Annotated in this window: 18 protein-coding genes and 1 other annotated feature; all 18 genes read left to right on the top strand. The window is 46.8% G+C overall.

The features are described 5' to 3' along the window. The first annotated feature begins 181 nt into the window (after positions 1-181). The 18 genes from ABTV53_RS22115 (at position 182) to pheA (ending at position 15,944) form a co-directional block, all read left to right on the top strand. On the top strand, positions 182-1,216 hold the full coding sequence (locus tag ABTV53_RS22115; RefSeq protein ID WP_024633969.1) for a rod shape-determining protein: 1,035 nt from the start codon (positions 182-184) through the stop codon (positions 1,214-1,216). Positions 1,217-1,401: 185 nt separating this feature from the next. Then, positions 1,402-2,274: a rod shape-determining protein MreC gene (gene mreC / locus ABTV53_RS22110; RefSeq protein WP_421885621.1), complete on the top strand. Its 873-nt coding sequence runs from the start codon at positions 1,402-1,404 to the stop codon at positions 2,272-2,274. Beyond that, positions 2,274-2,807 carry a rod shape-determining protein MreD gene (mreD, locus tag ABTV53_RS22105; RefSeq protein WP_421885624.1) on the top strand — a complete coding sequence of 178 codons (534 nt, stop codon included), beginning with the start codon at positions 2,274-2,276 and terminating at the stop codon, positions 2,805-2,807. Before mreC ends, mreD begins: the two co-directional genes overlap by 1 nt. Before the next feature lie 74 nt (positions 2,808-2,881). Next, the gene (gene minC, locus ABTV53_RS22100; protein WP_017692615.1) at positions 2,882-3,544 is read left to right on the top strand and encodes a septum site-determining protein MinC; all 663 of its coding nucleotides are present in this window, start codon (positions 2,882-2,884) and stop codon (positions 3,542-3,544) included. Positions 3,545-3,547: 3 nt separating this feature from the next. Continuing rightward, positions 3,548-4,342, top strand: a complete 795-nt coding sequence (minD, locus tag ABTV53_RS22095; protein WP_053783092.1) for a septum site-determining protein MinD — start codon at positions 3,548-3,550, stop codon at positions 4,340-4,342. Positions 4,343-4,491: 149 nt separating this feature from the next. Continuing rightward, positions 4,492-5,340, top strand: coding sequence for a peptidoglycan DD-metalloendopeptidase family protein (locus ABTV53_RS22090; RefSeq protein WP_433746496.1), 849 nt, complete (start codon positions 4,492-4,494; stop codon positions 5,338-5,340). After that, positions 5,333-6,193, top strand: a complete 861-nt coding sequence (locus ABTV53_RS22085) for a M50 family metallopeptidase (RefSeq protein WP_433746494.1) — start codon at positions 5,333-5,335, stop codon at positions 6,191-6,193. Before ABTV53_RS22090 ends, ABTV53_RS22085 begins: the two co-directional genes overlap by 8 nt. 106 nt (positions 6,194-6,299) lie before the next feature. Beyond that, complete coding sequence (locus ABTV53_RS22080) at positions 6,300-7,550, top strand: Rne/Rng family ribonuclease (protein WP_433746491.1); 1,251 nt, start codon at positions 6,300-6,302, stop codon at positions 7,548-7,550. Between the two features lie 56 nt (positions 7,551-7,606). Next, positions 7,607-7,691 (top strand) — a sequence feature (ribosomal protein L21 leader region). A gap of 14 nt (positions 7,692-7,705) precedes the next feature. After that, positions 7,706-8,017 (top strand): 50S ribosomal protein L21, encoded by a 312-nt coding sequence (rplU, locus tag ABTV53_RS22075; RefSeq protein ID WP_342570894.1) that lies wholly within the window; start codon positions 7,706-7,708, stop codon positions 8,015-8,017. Positions 8,018-8,031: 14 nt separating this feature from the next. Beyond that, positions 8,032-8,361, top strand: a complete 330-nt coding sequence (locus ABTV53_RS22070) for a ribosomal-processing cysteine protease Prp (protein ID WP_342570893.1) — start codon at positions 8,032-8,034, stop codon at positions 8,359-8,361. A 23-nt stretch (positions 8,362-8,384) separates the two neighbouring features. Then, entirely contained in the window at positions 8,385-8,696 is a 312-nt protein-coding gene (gene rpmA / locus ABTV53_RS22065) for a 50S ribosomal protein L27 (protein ID WP_017692622.1), read from the top strand. A 90-nt stretch (positions 8,697-8,786) separates the two neighbouring features. After that, positions 8,787-9,584, top strand: a complete 798-nt coding sequence (locus ABTV53_RS22060) for a Spo0B domain-containing protein (RefSeq protein ID WP_433746486.1) — start codon at positions 8,787-8,789, stop codon at positions 9,582-9,584. A gap of 17 nt (positions 9,585-9,601) precedes the next feature. Then, positions 9,602-10,912: a GTPase ObgE gene (gene obgE / locus ABTV53_RS22055; RefSeq protein ID WP_278298514.1), complete on the top strand. Its 1,311-nt coding sequence runs from the start codon at positions 9,602-9,604 to the stop codon at positions 10,910-10,912. A 228-nt stretch (positions 10,913-11,140) separates the two neighbouring features. Beyond that, positions 11,141-11,578 carry an ACT domain-containing protein gene (locus ABTV53_RS22050; protein ID WP_017692625.1) on the top strand — a complete coding sequence of 146 codons (438 nt, stop codon included), beginning with the start codon at positions 11,141-11,143 and terminating at the stop codon, positions 11,576-11,578. A gap of 58 nt (positions 11,579-11,636) precedes the next feature. Next, positions 11,637-12,923: a homoserine dehydrogenase gene (locus tag ABTV53_RS22045; protein ID WP_133387123.1), complete on the top strand. Its 1,287-nt coding sequence runs from the start codon at positions 11,637-11,639 to the stop codon at positions 12,921-12,923. Between the two features lie 116 nt (positions 12,924-13,039). Next, positions 13,040-14,110 carry a threonine synthase gene (gene thrC / locus ABTV53_RS22040; protein ID WP_036673546.1) on the top strand — a complete coding sequence of 357 codons (1,071 nt, stop codon included), beginning with the start codon at positions 13,040-13,042 and terminating at the stop codon, positions 14,108-14,110. Further along, positions 14,107-15,075, top strand: coding sequence for a homoserine kinase (thrB, locus tag ABTV53_RS22035; RefSeq protein ID WP_433746482.1), 969 nt, complete (start codon positions 14,107-14,109; stop codon positions 15,073-15,075). Before thrC ends, thrB begins: the two co-directional genes overlap by 4 nt. After that, on the top strand, positions 15,072-15,944 hold the full coding sequence (gene pheA / locus ABTV53_RS22030; RefSeq protein WP_433746479.1) for a prephenate dehydratase: 873 nt from the start codon (positions 15,072-15,074) through the stop codon (positions 15,942-15,944). Before thrB ends, pheA begins: the two co-directional genes overlap by 4 nt. Positions 15,945-15,971 lie beyond the last annotated feature (27 nt).

The raw sequence follows: 15,971 nt of genomic DNA, 5'->3' as shown, positions 1-15,971 counted from the left end.
TAATGGTTGGCGTTGATGTTTTCCTATGAATGTTAACGGCGTTGTCCGTAAAAGATAGGTTCACTTTACAAATGCAAAAAAACAAATGCGAATATTAGCTCCACGTGTTACGTGGGAATGAAATTATCACGCTCTGGATCTGAATAGAGCGGCTATATGAGGCAGAAAAGGAGATTATATTATGTTTGGTGGTTTTACGAAAGATTTGGGTATTGACTTGGGGACAGCAAATACGTTGGTTTATGTACGAGGAAAAGGAATTGTGGTGCGCGAACCTTCGGTTGTCGCTATTCGGACAGATACAAAAAGCATTGAGGCAGTAGGTGAAGCCGCCAAAAAAATGATTGGACGTACACCAGGTAACATTCGTGCCATTCGTCCAATGAAAGATGGCGTTATCGCCGACTTTGATACAACGGCAACAATGATCAAATATTTCATCCGTGAGGCGCAGAAACAACGCTCCATGTTCCAACGTCATCCAAACGTGATGGTATGTGTACCATCCGGGATCACGGCTGTAGAACAACGTGCGGTTGAAGATGCAACCAAACAGGCTGGAGCACGCGAAGCCTATACAATTGAAGAGCCTTTTGCAGCTGCAATTGGTGCGGATCTGCCCGTATGGGAGCCAACAGGTAGTATGGTTGTCGATATTGGTGGCGGTACAACGGAAGTCGCTGTGATCTCTCTTGGTGGTATTGTAACGAGCCGTTCGGTTCGCGTAGCAGGTGACGAGATGGATGAATCCGTTATTCAGTACATCAAACGCCAATACAATCTCATGATCGGTGAGCGTACCTCGGAGCAATTGAAGATGGACATCGGATCAGCAATGCCATTGGAACAAGTAGAAACGATGGAAATTCGTGGACGTGACCTCGTTACAGGTCTGCCGAAGACCATTACGATTACTTCAGACGAGATCAGCGAAGCGTTGGCTGATACGGTGAATGCGATTGTTGAAGCGGTAAAAGTAACACTTGAGAAATGCCCGCCTGAACTTGCAGCCGATATCATGGATCGTGGAATCGTTCTTACAGGTGGCGGGGCATTACTTCGCAACCTGGACAAGCTTCTGGCTGGTGAGACAGGAATGCCTGTCATCGTGGCTGAGAATCCGCTGGATTGTGTAGCGATCGGAACAGGTAAAGCGCTAGAGAATATTCATTTGTTCAAAAGCAGAAGCAGTTCGGCAGTTCGTTCCAAACGTTAATGGATATTTGCCTAACTTGGCATATTGACTAAGTGGCAAGATATCTTTATAGAGTACCCGGTTAACCCCGGGGATGAGCTATTACCCGCTTAACAGGGGAGGATCAGCTGATATTCTCGCAGGGACTACAGTTCTGACAGTCTCCCCGCCGGGCATGGCTCGGAAGAGAATATGGATGTTAGAGGGTGTTCGAACTGTTTAAACTGCTAGGCAACAAAAGACTTTTTGTTTTGCTGGTGGGCCTTGTTACATTTATCGCGTTAATGGGCTTTACGCTCAGTCCGCGAACCACTCTATCCTGGCCGGAGAAATTCCTGAAGGATTCAGTTGGATTTGTACAATACGTATTTTACAAGCCCGCTTCCTATGTAGCGGGCTTTTTCAAAGATGTAGCGAACATGCGTACGGTATATCAGGAGAATGAAGAGCTTCGCATCGCGATGGGTCACTATACCCGGGATCGGCTGAAGTACAATGATATGGAGCAAGTGAATGAGCAGCTTCAGAAAGCGCTCAATTTCACCGAAGAGCAGAAAAATCGGTATAATTACGGTTCACGGATTGCTCAGGTGATCAGTGCCAATTCGGATCCAAACAGCAGAACGATTAACATTGATATCGGTGAAAATGCGGGAATTAAGCCGGGGATGGCCGTGACCTCGCAGGAAGGGCTGGTCGGCGTGATTAGTCATGTCAGCTCATATACATCCACTGTTAATCTGTTAACGTCCATGGACGCCAATGATCCGACATCCAATGCTATTGCAGCAACGGCAGTAGGTAAGGAGAAAGTATTTGGTATGATTGAGAGTTATGATCCGAAGACGGGCATGCTCAAGATGACCAAAATCTCAGAAGATTCTAATATCCAGGAGGATGATGAGATCATCTCCTCCGGAATTATTAACAATTTTCCGAAGTACATGCGGATTGGGAAAGTGAAGAGCGTTGAGAAAAGCGAGTATGGTTTAACCAAAACAGCTACAATTGAGCCATATGCGAGTTTCCTTGATTGGAAAGAGCTGATTGTCATTATCCCACCTGAGGTAAAAGAATAATGGTAACGCGCAAACAAGTTTTGTTCCTGTTACTATTCGTTTTGTTCATTGCGGAAGGTACAATTTTGCCGCTGCTCATTCCTTCTGGCTGGAACATGCGTATTTCTGCCAATCTGGTCTATATCGTCATTTTGTTCATCGCTGTATATCATCATCGGCACACGGCACTAGTGCTTGGTATATTTTTTGGACTATTACATGACGTCGTATTCTACGGCGAGATGATTGGACCTTATGGATTTTCGATGGGATTATCGGCATATATGATGGGACTCATTTTTCAAGCACCGCGTGCACCACTGCCGGTTATGGTATCGGTTGTCATTTTGGGAAGTCTGCTTAATGACACCATGCTATTCTTCCTGTACAAGCTCTTCCAACTTAACCACGTGACCTTTGACTGGGCGTTGATTGAATACATGATTCCTAACTTGTTCATTCATTTTGTGTTTGCCTTGATCATATATGTCCCGCTTCGGAAACAACTGGAGCGGATCGGCAAGAGACGGAGCAAGACAGAAGAAGCTTCCTAAATACATTTATGGAACGCAAAGCAGGAACTTGGGGCCCCGGGCACGAAATGTAATGAGATGGGAGGGACAGGCTTATGACGGTAAAATCGAATCACGTAACGATTAAAGGCATCCGAGACGGCCTGGTTTTCCTGTTGGACGATCAATGTGAATTCGAGGAATTGCTCTATGAGCTCCGCTATAAGCTGGAACACAGCCATCAAAATATTTTGACCGGACCGATTGTTCATGTGGATATCAAGTTGGGTGCCCGCGAAGTGACAGAGGACCAGAAAGAAGCAATCCTTGATATATTGAAGCAAAAAGGGAATCTGCTTATTCGATCCATCGACTCACCTGCACTCCAACCGGAGGTTAAAGGACCGCCGCCGATTGTAACCATGTGTGGCATGGTGCGTTCAGGTCAGGTGCTTCATCATGAAGGAAATCTCCTGTTTCTTGGGGATATCAATCCGGGGGGCACAGTGACGTGTACCGGAGATATATATGTGTTGGGTTCACTCAGAGGCATGGCTCATGCCGGAATTGGCGGGGACGAGGAAGCGATCATTGCCGCTTCGGTATTTGCACCGACGCAGCTACGGATTGCGGATATCATCAGTCGTCCTCCCGATGAATGGGAGAGCCGAGAGACCGGAATGGAATTTGCTTACTTACAGGACAATCAGATGCAGATAGACAAAATGAGCAATATCGTTCGGTTACGCCGAGATTTTAATGTGTTTAAAGGAGTGTAGCTCATGGGAGAGGCGATCGTGATCACTTCGGGTAAAGGCGGCGTGGGTAAAACAACCACCTCAGCAAACATCGGGACAGCGCTGGCGCTGCTCGGCAAAAAGGTTTGTCTGGTAGATACCGATATCGGCCTTCGTAATTTGGATGTCGTGATGGGACTCGAAAACCGTATTATTTACGATCTGTGCGACGTTGCGGACGGCCGCTGCCGTCTGAATCAGGCTTTGGTCAAAGACAAGCGTTTCGAAGAATTATACATGTTGCCTGCGGCGCAGACGAGAGACAAAAACTCGGTGTCGCCAGAACAGGTCAAGGATATTATCCTTGAATTAAAAAAAGATTTTGAGTACGTCATTATTGATTGCCCAGCCGGTATAGAGCAGGGTTTCAAAAATGCGGTAGCAGGAGCAGATCAGGCCATCGTGGTCACTACACCGGAAAATGCTGCAGTACGTGATGCGGATCGTGTCATCGGCCTGCTAGAGAGTTCACACATTCAATCACCAAAACTGGTGGTGAATCGAATTCGCAATAATATGGTTAAATCAGGTGACATGTTAGATATCGATGGTATTTTACAAGTACTTAATATTGATCTGATTGGCATCGTGCCTGATGATGAACTGGTCATCAAAGCTGCCAATTCAGGAGAACCTACGGTCATGAATCCAGATTCACTTGCAGCCATTGCATATCGGAATATCGCACGCCGCATTCTGGGAGATACGGTTCCATTGATGCAGCTGGAGCAGAAAAAGGGAGCTTTCACTCGTTTCAAAAAGTTCTTCGGAATGGGTTAATTCATTTACATGGACTTATTCATAAAGCAAATACATGACAGCCGTGGTTCATAGCCCGGCTTTTTTTGTTACCTGCTCGCAGGCTTGTTCATATTATCATCCACCTCTTCATAGGATGTAGTAAACAAGCCTCGGCGGGAGGATATTCCATGAACACGAAACTCAGAATCAAGCAGAGACGAGAAGAGCGCATTCGGCGGCTGATGGATGGTGCCACTGTGGAGGTCTTACAGGAGCAGAAATTAGGTTCACTGTTGGACAAGAATGAGATCATACACCCAAAACCATTTACGCCTATTGAGGGGATGCAGGAAAGAGATCCGGAATGGTTGTGGAAAAAAGAGAATGGTCATTTCGTTCCAGGGGGACATTCGAGATTCAACCTGTTCAGGTCACTTCTCAAACGGACGGTTATTAGCGCTTTGATATTTGGCGGAGTATGGGGTCTATTTCAGTTGGATACATCGTGGACGACATCACCCAAAACAGTCATTGCGGATGCACTCCATCGGGATATGGATTTTGCTTCAGCAGCGGCTTGGTATGAACGGTATTTTGGAGGACCGCCTTCGTTTCTTCCGGTCCTCGGACATACGACGGATGCCGTGAACGGATTGACAGTAAGGCAGTTACTGAGCAAACCGATCTCAGGTACAGTGGTTCAGCCATTCGCGCTGAGCATGAAGGGAATAGAGATCGTTCCGGATGCCGCAGGTGCAGAACTTATACAGGTCGCAAGTTCTGATGCTGGGCGTGTCATGGAGGTTATCGGAGATGCAGCAAGTGGATTCACAGTTGTTATCCAACATACAGGCAATGTCACGGCAATATACGGTCGTTTGAACGAAAGTGAAGTGAACGTGAATGATTGGGTGGAAGCGGGCAATCCAGTGGGGAGTCTTAAGGCTACGGGTGGTGAACAACCGGCCACGCTCTATTTTGCGGTCAAAGAGGGTGAGGAGTACGTAGACCCAGCGGAAGTTGTTGCCCTTGATTAGAGTGTGGGGAGTCCGTATTACGTTTCATCCGTTTTTTGTAATTATCATGATGGCCTCCCTTCTGACTGGACATTTTATTGAACTTATTACGTTGTTTGCGATCGTATTCATTCATGAATGTGGACATGCTGCGGCGGCAGCACTTCTGGGCTACCGTGTATTGTCGATCCAGATGCTCCCTTTTGGAGGCGTAGCGGTTATTGAAGATGGAGGTACGATCACGGCCTACCGGGAAATTATCATTGCTCTGGCAGGTCCATTGCAAAACATGTTGATGGTTGGCGTGGTTTTGCTGTTGCGGTATGGCAATCTGGGCGATCCGGTTTTTCTCAATTATATCATTCAAGGGAACCTGCTCATTGCTCTCTTTAATCTTCTCCCTGTACTTCCTCTGGACGGAGGTAAAATTGTGCAGGCGCTTGTCAGTCTGTGGGCACCCTACTATACAACATTAATGTGGACTTACAAAATTAGCATCCTGTGTAGTGCAGGGGTTATTTTGTTTGCTATCAGCCGATGGTTTACTGGAGACTACGGATTACCGCTAAACATTCTGTTAATCGGCCTTTTTTTGTTCTATTCCAACCTGACGGATTACCGAAATGTGCCTTATCGTTTTATTCGTTTCCTCATGAATCGGGAAGGCGTGTTCGCTCGTCACGCGGCTACTGGCAGTTTGGCGCAGCCAATAATCTCATTTCCGGCGAAACCTTTGGACACTATTTTGCGTCTATTAAAGAGAGAAAAATACCATATGGTATACGTGATGAACAGACAGGGTCGAATTATGGCCGTCTTGCCTGAGCAACGGATTATCGGTTCCTATTTTCAACAAAATGGTGATAAATTGTAGTGTTCTGGTGGACCTGTTCTGAAATGGGTTAATACATGTACAATGAGAATTGAAAAGATACTGAAATGGATGTGGATGAATTGAATTGTCTTCTAGAGGTGAAGCCATGAAACAAATGATCGTACATAATGAACATAACCTCATGCAAATGGCGCTTCTGGAAGAAGGCAAAGCTGTGGAATTTACGGCAGAGCGTACACGCGAGCGTGGGCTGCTGGGTTCCTTTTTCAAGGGACGGGTCGTGAATGTGTTACCAGGTATGCAGGCTGCTTTTGTGGATATTGGTCAGAAAAAGAATGCGTTTCTGTATGTGGACGATGTGTTGCATCCCCATCTGGAGAAACAGCCCAAGGTGAAGCCTTCCATCTCGGAGTTGCTTCGTCCGGGTCAGGAAGTCATTGTTCAGGTTCTGAAAGAACCGGTAGGAGGCAAGGGAGCCCGGGTGACGACTCATTATTCACTCCCGGGCCGTTGGCTTGTCTACATGCCTGTTGCTGACTATGTAGCGGTATCCAAGAAAATTGCCCGTGAAGGGGATCGTTCCCGTCTTAAGGCACTTGGGGAGCTACTGAGGCGGGATGAAGAAGGACTTATAATTCGAACCGTATCTGGAGAAGAGCAGCATGAAGCCATTAAGTCGGACTTGGAAACATTACGCGCGCAGTGGTACCTAATTCGTGAAAAAGCGGACAGTTTGCCTTCACCAAGCCTTTTGCATCGGGATCATAGCATGGTACAGCGTATCATCAGAGATGTGTATACGCCAGGGAGTGACGAAGTCATCACTGATAGTGAAGGACAAGCCCGTGAGGTGAAAGCATTGCTCGAAGAGATTAGTCCGGGTCATCAACCCAAAGTACAGGTGTATCGGGGAGCAGAATCCATCTTTGCTGCCTATGGTGTGCAGGAACAGTTGAATAAGGATTTTGCCCGTAAAGTGTGGTTGCCCGGAGGCGGATACATTGTCATTGATCATACCGAAGCTCTGACTGTAGTGGATGTAAACACGGGCAAATATACGGGAGCTGGCGGTGACAGTCTGGAAGAGACCGTGACGGAGACCAACTTACAGGCAGCAGTGGAGATTGCTCGTCTGATGCGCCTGCGAGATATCGGTGGCATGATTATAGTGGACTTCATTGATATGGAGGAAGCCTCGAATCGGCATGAAGTCGCAGCAACCTTAGAGGGTGAGCTCAAGAAGGATCGGACCAAAGCGTTTGTAATGGGTTGGACCAAGCTGGGTTTGCTCGAACTTACCCGTAAGAAAGTGCGAGAAGAAAGTACGCTGCCTTATGTGGAGCCATGTTCTTCCTGCCATGGTACGGGAAAAAGATATATTTCACCTTTGCATTGATTTTTGATATATTGCGTGATATAATCTTCAAGTATGTGTTTAGCCCATTGGTCTTGCACATGCTGTAACCGCACTGGCCGGGTATAAGAACAGTCCCGCAAGGACACTGTCACCTGAGAACGGGCGAGTCTGAGACATGAGGAGGTGCAAGGCAAATGTACGCAATTATTGAAACAGGCGGCAAACAGTACAAAGTTCAAGAGGGCGATGTTCTGTTCATCGAGAAATTGACTGCGAACGATGGCGAAAGCGTAACGTTCGACCGTGTCCTGGCTGTATCTAACGATCAAGGTTTGACAGCAGGTACACCATTGGTTTCCGGAGCTACTGTAACGGCTAAAGTGGAGAAACATGGCAAAGGACAAAAGGTTATCGTATACAAATACAAACCTAAAAAGAACTACCATGTGAAGCAAGGTCACCGTCAACCGTACACTAAAGTAACTATCGAAACAATCAAAGCGTAAAGAAGGTGCGATAAGTGATTATCGTTCAAATCTTTCGTGATGAGGACGGGAGCATCGAACGCTTTTCCATCGAAGGGCATGCTAATTTTGCCAAGCGGGGAGAAGACATCGTATGTGCCGGGGTATCCGCTGTTACAGTGGGTACGGTGAACTCGATTGAAACATTGACCGGTGTCGAAATGGATGCCAAGATGAAGAATGGCTTTTTAAGCGGTTCTTTACCTTTGTTAGAGAGAGGGGAAACCTGGTCCCAGGTACAATTGTTACTCGAATCCATGGTGGTTATGCTCTCTAATATTGCAGAGTCATACGGGAAGTATATTAAAATACAGCAATTCAAATAAACAAAGAAGGAGGACAACCAATCATGTTGAAATTAAATCTTCAGTTATTCGCATCGAAAAAAGGTGTAGGTTCCACGAAGAACGGACGTGACAGTAATGCTCAACGTCTGGGTGTTAAACGTGCTGATGGTCAAACTGTAACTGGTGGTAGCATTCTCGTTCGCCAACGCGGAACGAAAATTCACCCAGGAACTAACGTTGGCATCGGTAAAGATGACACTTTGTTCGCGAAAATCGACGGCGTTGTGAAATTCGAACGTTGGGGACGCGATCGCAAAAAAGTAAGCATCTATCCTGTTAATGTTGCTCCTGTAGCAGCAGCAGTAGAAGCGTAATATCGGCATTCCGCCTAAGGAGCCTTCGGCATTTTTGCCGAAGGTTTTTTGTATTCAATGGTTATTCGATAATGAAGTGGCAGAAAAGACATGTTATACTTGGTTACGGTGGGTGTAGACCAACCGAGTTTTGTAGAACGGGGAGAAGCCATGAAATCTTGGAAAAGAGTGCCGTGGATTGCGGCATGTTCACTTCTGATTCCTTTGGTTTTCGTTATGTTGTATCCGGCGATGATCTCAAGCGTCGTATGCGCATTGTGGTCCGTCGCAGTATTGCTCATTTCTGTGAATGCGATGAAGAAACAGGCGGAGGCGGAACGCAGAACCATCATACAATCCATGGAAAAGACAGCAATTGCTTCATTAAATCATCATCGACACGACTGGATGAACGACCTTCAGGTGTTATATGGATATCTTCGGCTGGGCAAACTTGATAAATCTCTGCAATGTGTGGAAAGAATAAAAGAGCGGGTCACGGAAGAGAGCCGAATCTCCAGGTTGGGCATTCCCTCCCTCGTATTTTATCTTCAATCTTTTCGGGCCAGTGGAATAGCGCTGGAATTGCATGTGGAAATAGAAGATGAGCTGCAGCTTAGTGCTCTGGTCTCTCCCGAGGATGGCGAGTCACTTACCGGAGCGATTGCGGATGCAATCAGGGCCTATCAATATGGCGGCGGCCGGTCGTCTTGGGGAGAGGTTCGCAAACTGACCTTAAATTTCGGACAGGATCATGGAGATGTGGTTGTCCGACTGGATGGGGATCAAACACCCGATCCGGAAACACTGCGGCAGCTTACTGCTGTACTCAAAGGAAAAAAAGTCAGAACGGAGCAGCTTCCGTCTGAGGATACGTTTATACAATTCAGAATGCCGTGTGGAATATAGGAAGAAGGGGTTAACCAATGTTTGTAGATAAAGCGAAGATTTATGTAAAAGCCGGAGACGGAGGAGACGGAATTATTTCGTTCCGTCGTGAGAAGTATGTACCAAACGGCGGACCTGCCGGAGGCGATGGAGGCAGAGGAGCTGACATCATTTTCCGCGTGGATGAAGGTTTGCGTACATTGATGGATTTCCGTTACCAGCGTCACTTCAAGGCCCCGCGTGGTGAGAAGGGACGTAATAAAAGTCAGCATGGTGCAAACGCGGAGAACATGATTGTGCGCATACCACCAGGGACTGTCATTTTGGATGAAGACAGTGGAGAAGTACTGGCGGATATGACACGTCACGGTCAACAGGTTGTTATTGCTCGTGGTGGACGGGGTGGACGGGGGAACATCCGATTTGCCACACCGAACAATCCTGCACCTGAACTTGCTGAGAACGGTGAAGAAGGACAGGAGCGTTACATCGTACTCGAACTGAAAGTTATGGCAGATGTTGGTCTGGTTGGTTTCCCGAGTGTCGGGAAATCCACATTGCTTTCTGTCGTTTCGTCAGCCAAGCCAAAGATCGGTGCATACCATTTCACAACCATTACACCGAATCTGGGTGTAGTCGGTGTAGGAGAAGGCCGTAGCTTCGTTATGGCCGATTTGCCTGGATTGATTGAAGGTGCTCATGAAGGAATTGGACTAGGACATGAGTTTTTACGTCATGTCGAGCGTACCCGTATTATTATTCATGTGGTGGACATGTCGGGTTCAGAAGGACGTGATCCATTTGAAGACTGGCAGAAGATTAATGATGAACTGAAACTGTACAATCCGCTTCTGGCTGAGAGACCGCAGGTTGTGGCAGCCAATAAAATGGATATGCCGGATTCCGAAGCAAACTTGGAGCAATTCTTGCAGCAAGTTCGTGAGGTGCAACCGGATATTGAAGTGATGCCTATTTCATCTCTGACTCGTAAAGGGATACAAGAGCTCTTGTATCGTGCCGCTGATCTGTTGGATCAGATTCCGGACGAGCCAGTCGTTGAAGAGGTAGCAGACGTATCCGAACGTAAAGTGTACAGCTTGGACAAAAAAGAGGACGAAGGTTTCCGTATTGTGCGTGAGAATGAAATATTCGTTGTTGAAAGTGCCAAGATTGATCGCATGATGAAACGGATGCAATTGAACTCGCATGAAGCTATATTGAAACTCGCACGTACACTCCGTTATATGGGTGTGGATGATGAGTTGCGTAAGCGCGGAGCTGTAGAAGGCACCATCGTGCGTATTGGAGACTTTGAATTCGAATTTGTGGAAGGCAGCAGTTACTACTAAGTAGCTGTCTTTCATGAAGAGATATATCGCTATAGCAACGCAGAGAAGTGGGAAGTTAACCCGCACTCTGCGTTTTTTTTTGTTTTTTCCTGACATGGGAGAAGCATAAACTTGTATACTGTGAGGAACGTATTTCAAAAATAGGCATGTCCTGTATTGCCCTTTTGTCATATATCCTATATAATGTCCACTATATGAATACATGAGTCTTTGAGGAGAGGACGTTCTGTGAACGAACGCTATTACTTAGTACGGGAAGATATTTTACCAGAGGCCGTGGTGAAGACCATGCAGGTAAAAGAACTACTGGCTTCCGGTGATGTTAAAACAGTGCATGAGGCGGTTGAACAGGTCGGATTAAGCCGGAGTGCCTTTTACAAGTACAAGGATGGAATTCATCTAATCAACCAGCTTGAGCGCGAGAGAATTGTAACGATCTCCATTGATTTGGAGCATCAGTCAGGGATCTTGTCTCGTGTGCTTGGACATGTCGCTGGTTATGGAGCCAACGTACTCACGATTAATCAGAGTATCCCGCTTCAGGGAAGAGCCAATGTGGTCATTTCAGTTGAAACGACACATCTTCATGGCGAAATTGGTGAAATGCTGGATCGAATGCAAGATATGCCTGGAGTAAGACGCACGCGTATTGTAGGCCAAGGTTAATTGGGCTTTAGCATACAGGACTGACAGACAAGAATAGACATTAGGGGGTAGATCGTTAGTGAAACCAGTAAAAGTCGGATTGTTGGGTCTGGGAACTGTCGGAACGGGAGTCGTTCGCATTGTGGAAGGGAATCAGGAAGATCTGAGCAGTCAGGTTGGGTCACCGATTGTCATCGAGAAGATCGCAGTGAAAAATACAGAGAAAGAACGTGTTATTGCTGTAGACCGTGCCAAGCTCACTGAAGATCCTTGGGAAGTCATTCGTCATCCGGATATTGATGTCATCGTTGAAGTCATGGGCGGCATTGATCAGACGAAGGAGTATATTCTTGAAGCGTTGGAACGTGGGAAGCATATCGTAACAGCAAACAAAGATCTTATGGCACTGCATGGTACAGAGATTTTGGCGAAGGCACAGGAGAAACAATGTGACGTGTTCTATGAGGCGAGTGTTGCTGGAGGGATTCCGATCATTCGTACGCTGATTGAAGGTTTCTCTTCTGACCGGATTACCCGCATTATGGGGATTGTGAACGGAACAACGAACTTTATTCTGACCAAAATGAGTCAGGAAGGCGCATCCTATGAAGAAGTGCTGGCCGAGGCACAGGCGCTGGGATACGCCGAATCGGATCCAACTTCCGATGTGGAGGGACTTGACGCAGCTCGCAAAATGGCAATCTTGAGTACACTCGGTTTCCGCACCAATGTGGAGTTGAAGGATGTAACCGTTAAAGGAATATCCTCCGTAACTCGTGAAGACATTATGTATGCCAAAAGACTGGGATATGAGATGAAGTTACTTGGTATTGCGGACCGTATTGGCGATGAGATCACGATTAGCGTTCAGCCGACGATGGTTAGACAGAATCATCCGATTGCTTCAGTCAACGGTGTGTTCAACGCAGTATATGTACACGGGGAAGCTGTAGGGGAGACCATGTTCTACGGTGCAGGTGCGGGAGAACTGCCAACGGCAACTTCGGTTGTAGCTGACATTGTGGCGGTTACCAAAAACCTTAAACTTGGCGTGAACGGTCTCAAAGCCATTGTGCCTTATAAGACGAAGCGACTGCAAAGTGACGAGCAGATCGTGTCGAAAAACTTTATTTTACTACACGTAGACGACAAAGCCGGTGTATTGGCACAAATCACACAAATTTTCGCAGAATATGATGTCAGTCTGGCGTCGGTTGTTCAACAGCCGAATGAGCACAACCCGGATGCCGAGATCATTATTGTTACACATAATGCAAGTAAGGCAAGCATGGACAAAGTGTTAAAACATTTTGAATCACTCAGCGTCATTCGCCGCATTAAGAGTGTCTACCGGGTCGAAGGATAATTGTCCGTATCCCAATACAGCATCTCGATTATTTCAGTTATAACGTACAAGTTAATCATATCCGCTTCAACAGGTCATCATTTCAGATTATTAAAACATAAAGGAGTTTACCCACAATGAGATATCAAGGACTTTTGCAAACGTACAGAGAGCACCTTCCAGTTAATGAGAATACACCCCTGCTTACGCTTCAGGAAGGAAATACACCGTTGATTCATGCAGAGAATCTGTCTGAGGAACTCGGTTTGAATGTTTACTTCAAATACGAAGGTTTAAACCCTACGGGTTCTTTCAAAGACCGCGGCATGGTTATGGCTGTTGCCAAAGCGATGGAAGAGGGCAGTCGCACAATCATGTGTGCATCCACGGGTAATACGTCAGCAGCTGCAGCGGCCTATGCCGCACGTGGTGGTCTCAATTGTATCGTGCTGATCCCGAATAATAACATTGCACTGGGTAAACTGGCCCAAGCCATGATCTATGGTGCCAAAGTAATTGCGATCAATGGTAACTTTGACCGTGCACTGGAGATTGTGCGTGAGATCACAGCCAAACATCCGATCACGCTTGTAAACTCTGTGAATCCGTTCCGGATTGAAGGACAGAAGACAGCAGCGTTTGAAGTAATTGAACAACTTGGCGAAGCCCCTGACGTTCTGGCTATTCCAGTCGGTAATGCAGGTAATATCTCGGCTTATTGGAAAGGTTTCAAAGAATATAAAGAGGCAGGTAAATCCAGCACGTTGCCACGCATGGTTGGTTTCGAAGCTGAAGGTGCGATGGCCATTGTCAAAGGTGAGCCGATCCTTGAACCTGAAACAGTAGCAACAGCGATTCGAATCGGTAATCCGGCGAGCTGGAAAACGGCAGTAGCGGCAGCTGAGGAATCTGGCGGACAGATTAACTATGTGACGGATGAACAAATCCTGACAGCGTATCGTACACTTGCTTCTCGGGAAGGAATTTTTGCTGAGCCTGCTTCCGCGGCTTCCCTTGCCGGTGTATACAAACTGAAGAGTGAAGGGTACTTTAAAGGCGGAGAGACTGTAGTTTGTGTACTGACAGGTAATGGTCTGAAAGATCCTAATATTGCGATCAAAACAGTAGCGACTGAGCCGCTTGTTGTAGAAGATACGGAAGAAGCAGTAATGGCGGCCATTGCACAACTGGAGCAGCAATCTGTATGAGTTTGCGTGAAAAGGTAACCGTAAAAATACCTGCAAGCACAGCCAATCTTGGTCCGGGGTTTGATACCCTGGGTATGGCATTGTCTTTGTATGCCTGGTTGGAAATGAAACCTGCCGAGCAGACGACATTTCATCTTCACGGGGATCATTTGACAGGCCTGCCTACGGATAAATCGAATTTGATCTATGAGGTCGCACAGATGGTATTCGATGAAGCTGGGGTATCCGTACCTGAATTGGAGATTTCCATGTATTCCGATATTCCGCTTACGCGCGGGCTCGGGAGCAGTGCATCCGCCATCGTTGGGGCATTGGCAGCAGCTAATGCATTAATTGGTGCTCCTTTATCCGATGCGAAGCTTCTGGATATGGCCACATCCCTGGAGAAGCATCCTGATAATGTGGGAGCATCTCTATATGGCGGTATTATTACAGCTGCATGGAATGGTCAACAGGTAGATCATATTCGTATTGAACCACATCAGGATTTGCAGGCTTTGGTTATTGTACCTGAATTCCAGCTGTCTACTTCAAAAGCAAGGAATGTGATTCCTGATCGATTTGGCATGTCTGATGTAGTGCATAACATTAGCAGATCCTCACTGCTCGTTGCCGCTTTGGCGAGTGGACGACTGGATATGATTCAGAAGGGGATGTCAGATCGAATTCACCAACCATATCGGGCATCATTGGTGCCAGGCATGGCTGAGATATTGGAACATGCTGTCGATCATGGAGCGTTGGGAGCTGCTCTGAGCGGAGCTGGACCGACCGTATTGACTTTGGTAGATCGTCATGACACCCGAAAAGCGGAATTGGAACAATATTTGCTGGACACCATGGAGCGGGAGGGGATATCTGCTTCTGCACTGTGGCTCGATCCGGATTTGGACGGTGTAACCGTGCTGCCTGATCAAGACGAACGTCCTTTTCTGGACAGAATCAAAGGGGAAGTTAATGCATGAAACGAATTGCAGTATTACCAGAAGGCTCGGTCTCTCATGAGGCAATTGATTTCCTTTTCAACGGTGAACCGTTAGATTTGCTTCACTCCAAATTGATTTCGGATGTTTTTCGAGCAACGGATAGTGGGAAGGCACAATACAGTGTTATTCCGATTGAGAATACCATTGAGGGCTCCGTTAGTCTTCATATGGACTGGCTTGTGAATGAAGTGGACATTCCAATGCAAGCGGAGTGGGTGTACCCATCCATTCAGAATGTTATTGGACATGGCTCGGAATTTAAGACAGAGAGTGGCGAGTATGACTTTGGTAGAATCACCAAGATTATGTCTCACCCTGTGGCTATTCCGCAGTGTCAGAATTTTATTCGGCTGCATTCGCCTGGGGCAGACCTGGAAGGTGTGAATAGTACGGCTGAAGCTGTTGAAATTGTGAAAAAAAATCCGGGTAAAGGCTGGGCGGCGATCGGTACAAAGCTTGCTGCTCAAAAGCATGGCTTGGACATTATGGCTGAGCGGGTTACAGATCATGACAATAACTACACCCGTTTTGTGCTCATCGGCCATGAACCTGTGAACATTCCACGTGAACCGGATCATGTGAAAACCAGCTTGCTGGTGACACTGCCAGAAGATGCACCGGGTGCGTTGCATCAGGTATTGTCGGCTTTTGCATGGCGGAAGCTGAACTTGACCCGTCTCGAATCTCGTCCGACGAAGAAACGATTGGGCAGTTACTATTTCTACATTGATGTCGTGGAAACGGTCGATTCGGTATTGCTTACCGCAGCCATGGCAGAGATTGAAGCATTGAATTGTCAGGTGCGTGTTCTGGGTAGCTATCCATGTTATACATATCCTTCGAGATAATTGACCTGATGGTGGTTGTGATTGTTA

The sequence above is a fragment of the Paenibacillus amylolyticus genome (assembly GCF_050990605.1).
Classification (GTDB): Bacteria; Bacillota; Bacilli; order Paenibacillales; family Paenibacillaceae; genus Paenibacillus; species Paenibacillus amylolyticus_H.
This window is presented reverse-complemented; position numbering and strand designations above follow the sequence as displayed.

What these genes read in the sequence shown, in the direction of transcription:
- thrB (WP_433746482.1), top strand. Translation starts at nt 14,107, where the DNA reads ATGAGTTTGCGTGAAAAGGTAACCGTAAAAATACCTGCAAGCACAGCC.
- ABTV53_RS22115 (WP_024633969.1), top strand. Translation starts at nt 182, where the DNA reads ATGTTTGGTGGTTTTACGAAAGATTTGGGTATTGACTTGGGGACAGCA.
- minC (WP_017692615.1), top strand. Translation starts at nt 2,882, where the DNA reads ATGACGGTAAAATCGAATCACGTAACGATTAAAGGCATCCGAGACGGC.
- rplU (WP_342570894.1), top strand. Translation starts at nt 7,706, where the DNA reads ATGTACGCAATTATTGAAACAGGCGGCAAACAGTACAAAGTTCAAGAG.
- ABTV53_RS22090 (WP_433746496.1), top strand. Translation starts at nt 4,492, where the DNA reads ATGAACACGAAACTCAGAATCAAGCAGAGACGAGAAGAGCGCATTCGG.
- ABTV53_RS22080 (WP_433746491.1), top strand. Translation starts at nt 6,300, where the DNA reads ATGAAACAAATGATCGTACATAATGAACATAACCTCATGCAAATGGCG.
- ABTV53_RS22060 (WP_433746486.1), top strand. Translation starts at nt 8,787, where the DNA reads ATGTTATACTTGGTTACGGTGGGTGTAGACCAACCGAGTTTTGTAGAA.
- mreD (WP_421885624.1), top strand. Translation starts at nt 2,274, where the DNA reads ATGGTAACGCGCAAACAAGTTTTGTTCCTGTTACTATTCGTTTTGTTC.
- minD (WP_053783092.1), top strand. Translation starts at nt 3,548, where the DNA reads ATGGGAGAGGCGATCGTGATCACTTCGGGTAAAGGCGGCGTGGGTAAA.
- pheA (WP_433746479.1), top strand. Translation starts at nt 15,072, where the DNA reads ATGAAACGAATTGCAGTATTACCAGAAGGCTCGGTCTCTCATGAGGCA.
- rpmA (WP_017692622.1), top strand. Translation starts at nt 8,385, where the DNA reads ATGTTGAAATTAAATCTTCAGTTATTCGCATCGAAAAAAGGTGTAGGT.
- thrC (WP_036673546.1), top strand. Translation starts at nt 13,040, where the DNA reads ATGAGATATCAAGGACTTTTGCAAACGTACAGAGAGCACCTTCCAGTT.
- obgE (WP_278298514.1), top strand. Translation starts at nt 9,602, where the DNA reads ATGTTTGTAGATAAAGCGAAGATTTATGTAAAAGCCGGAGACGGAGGA.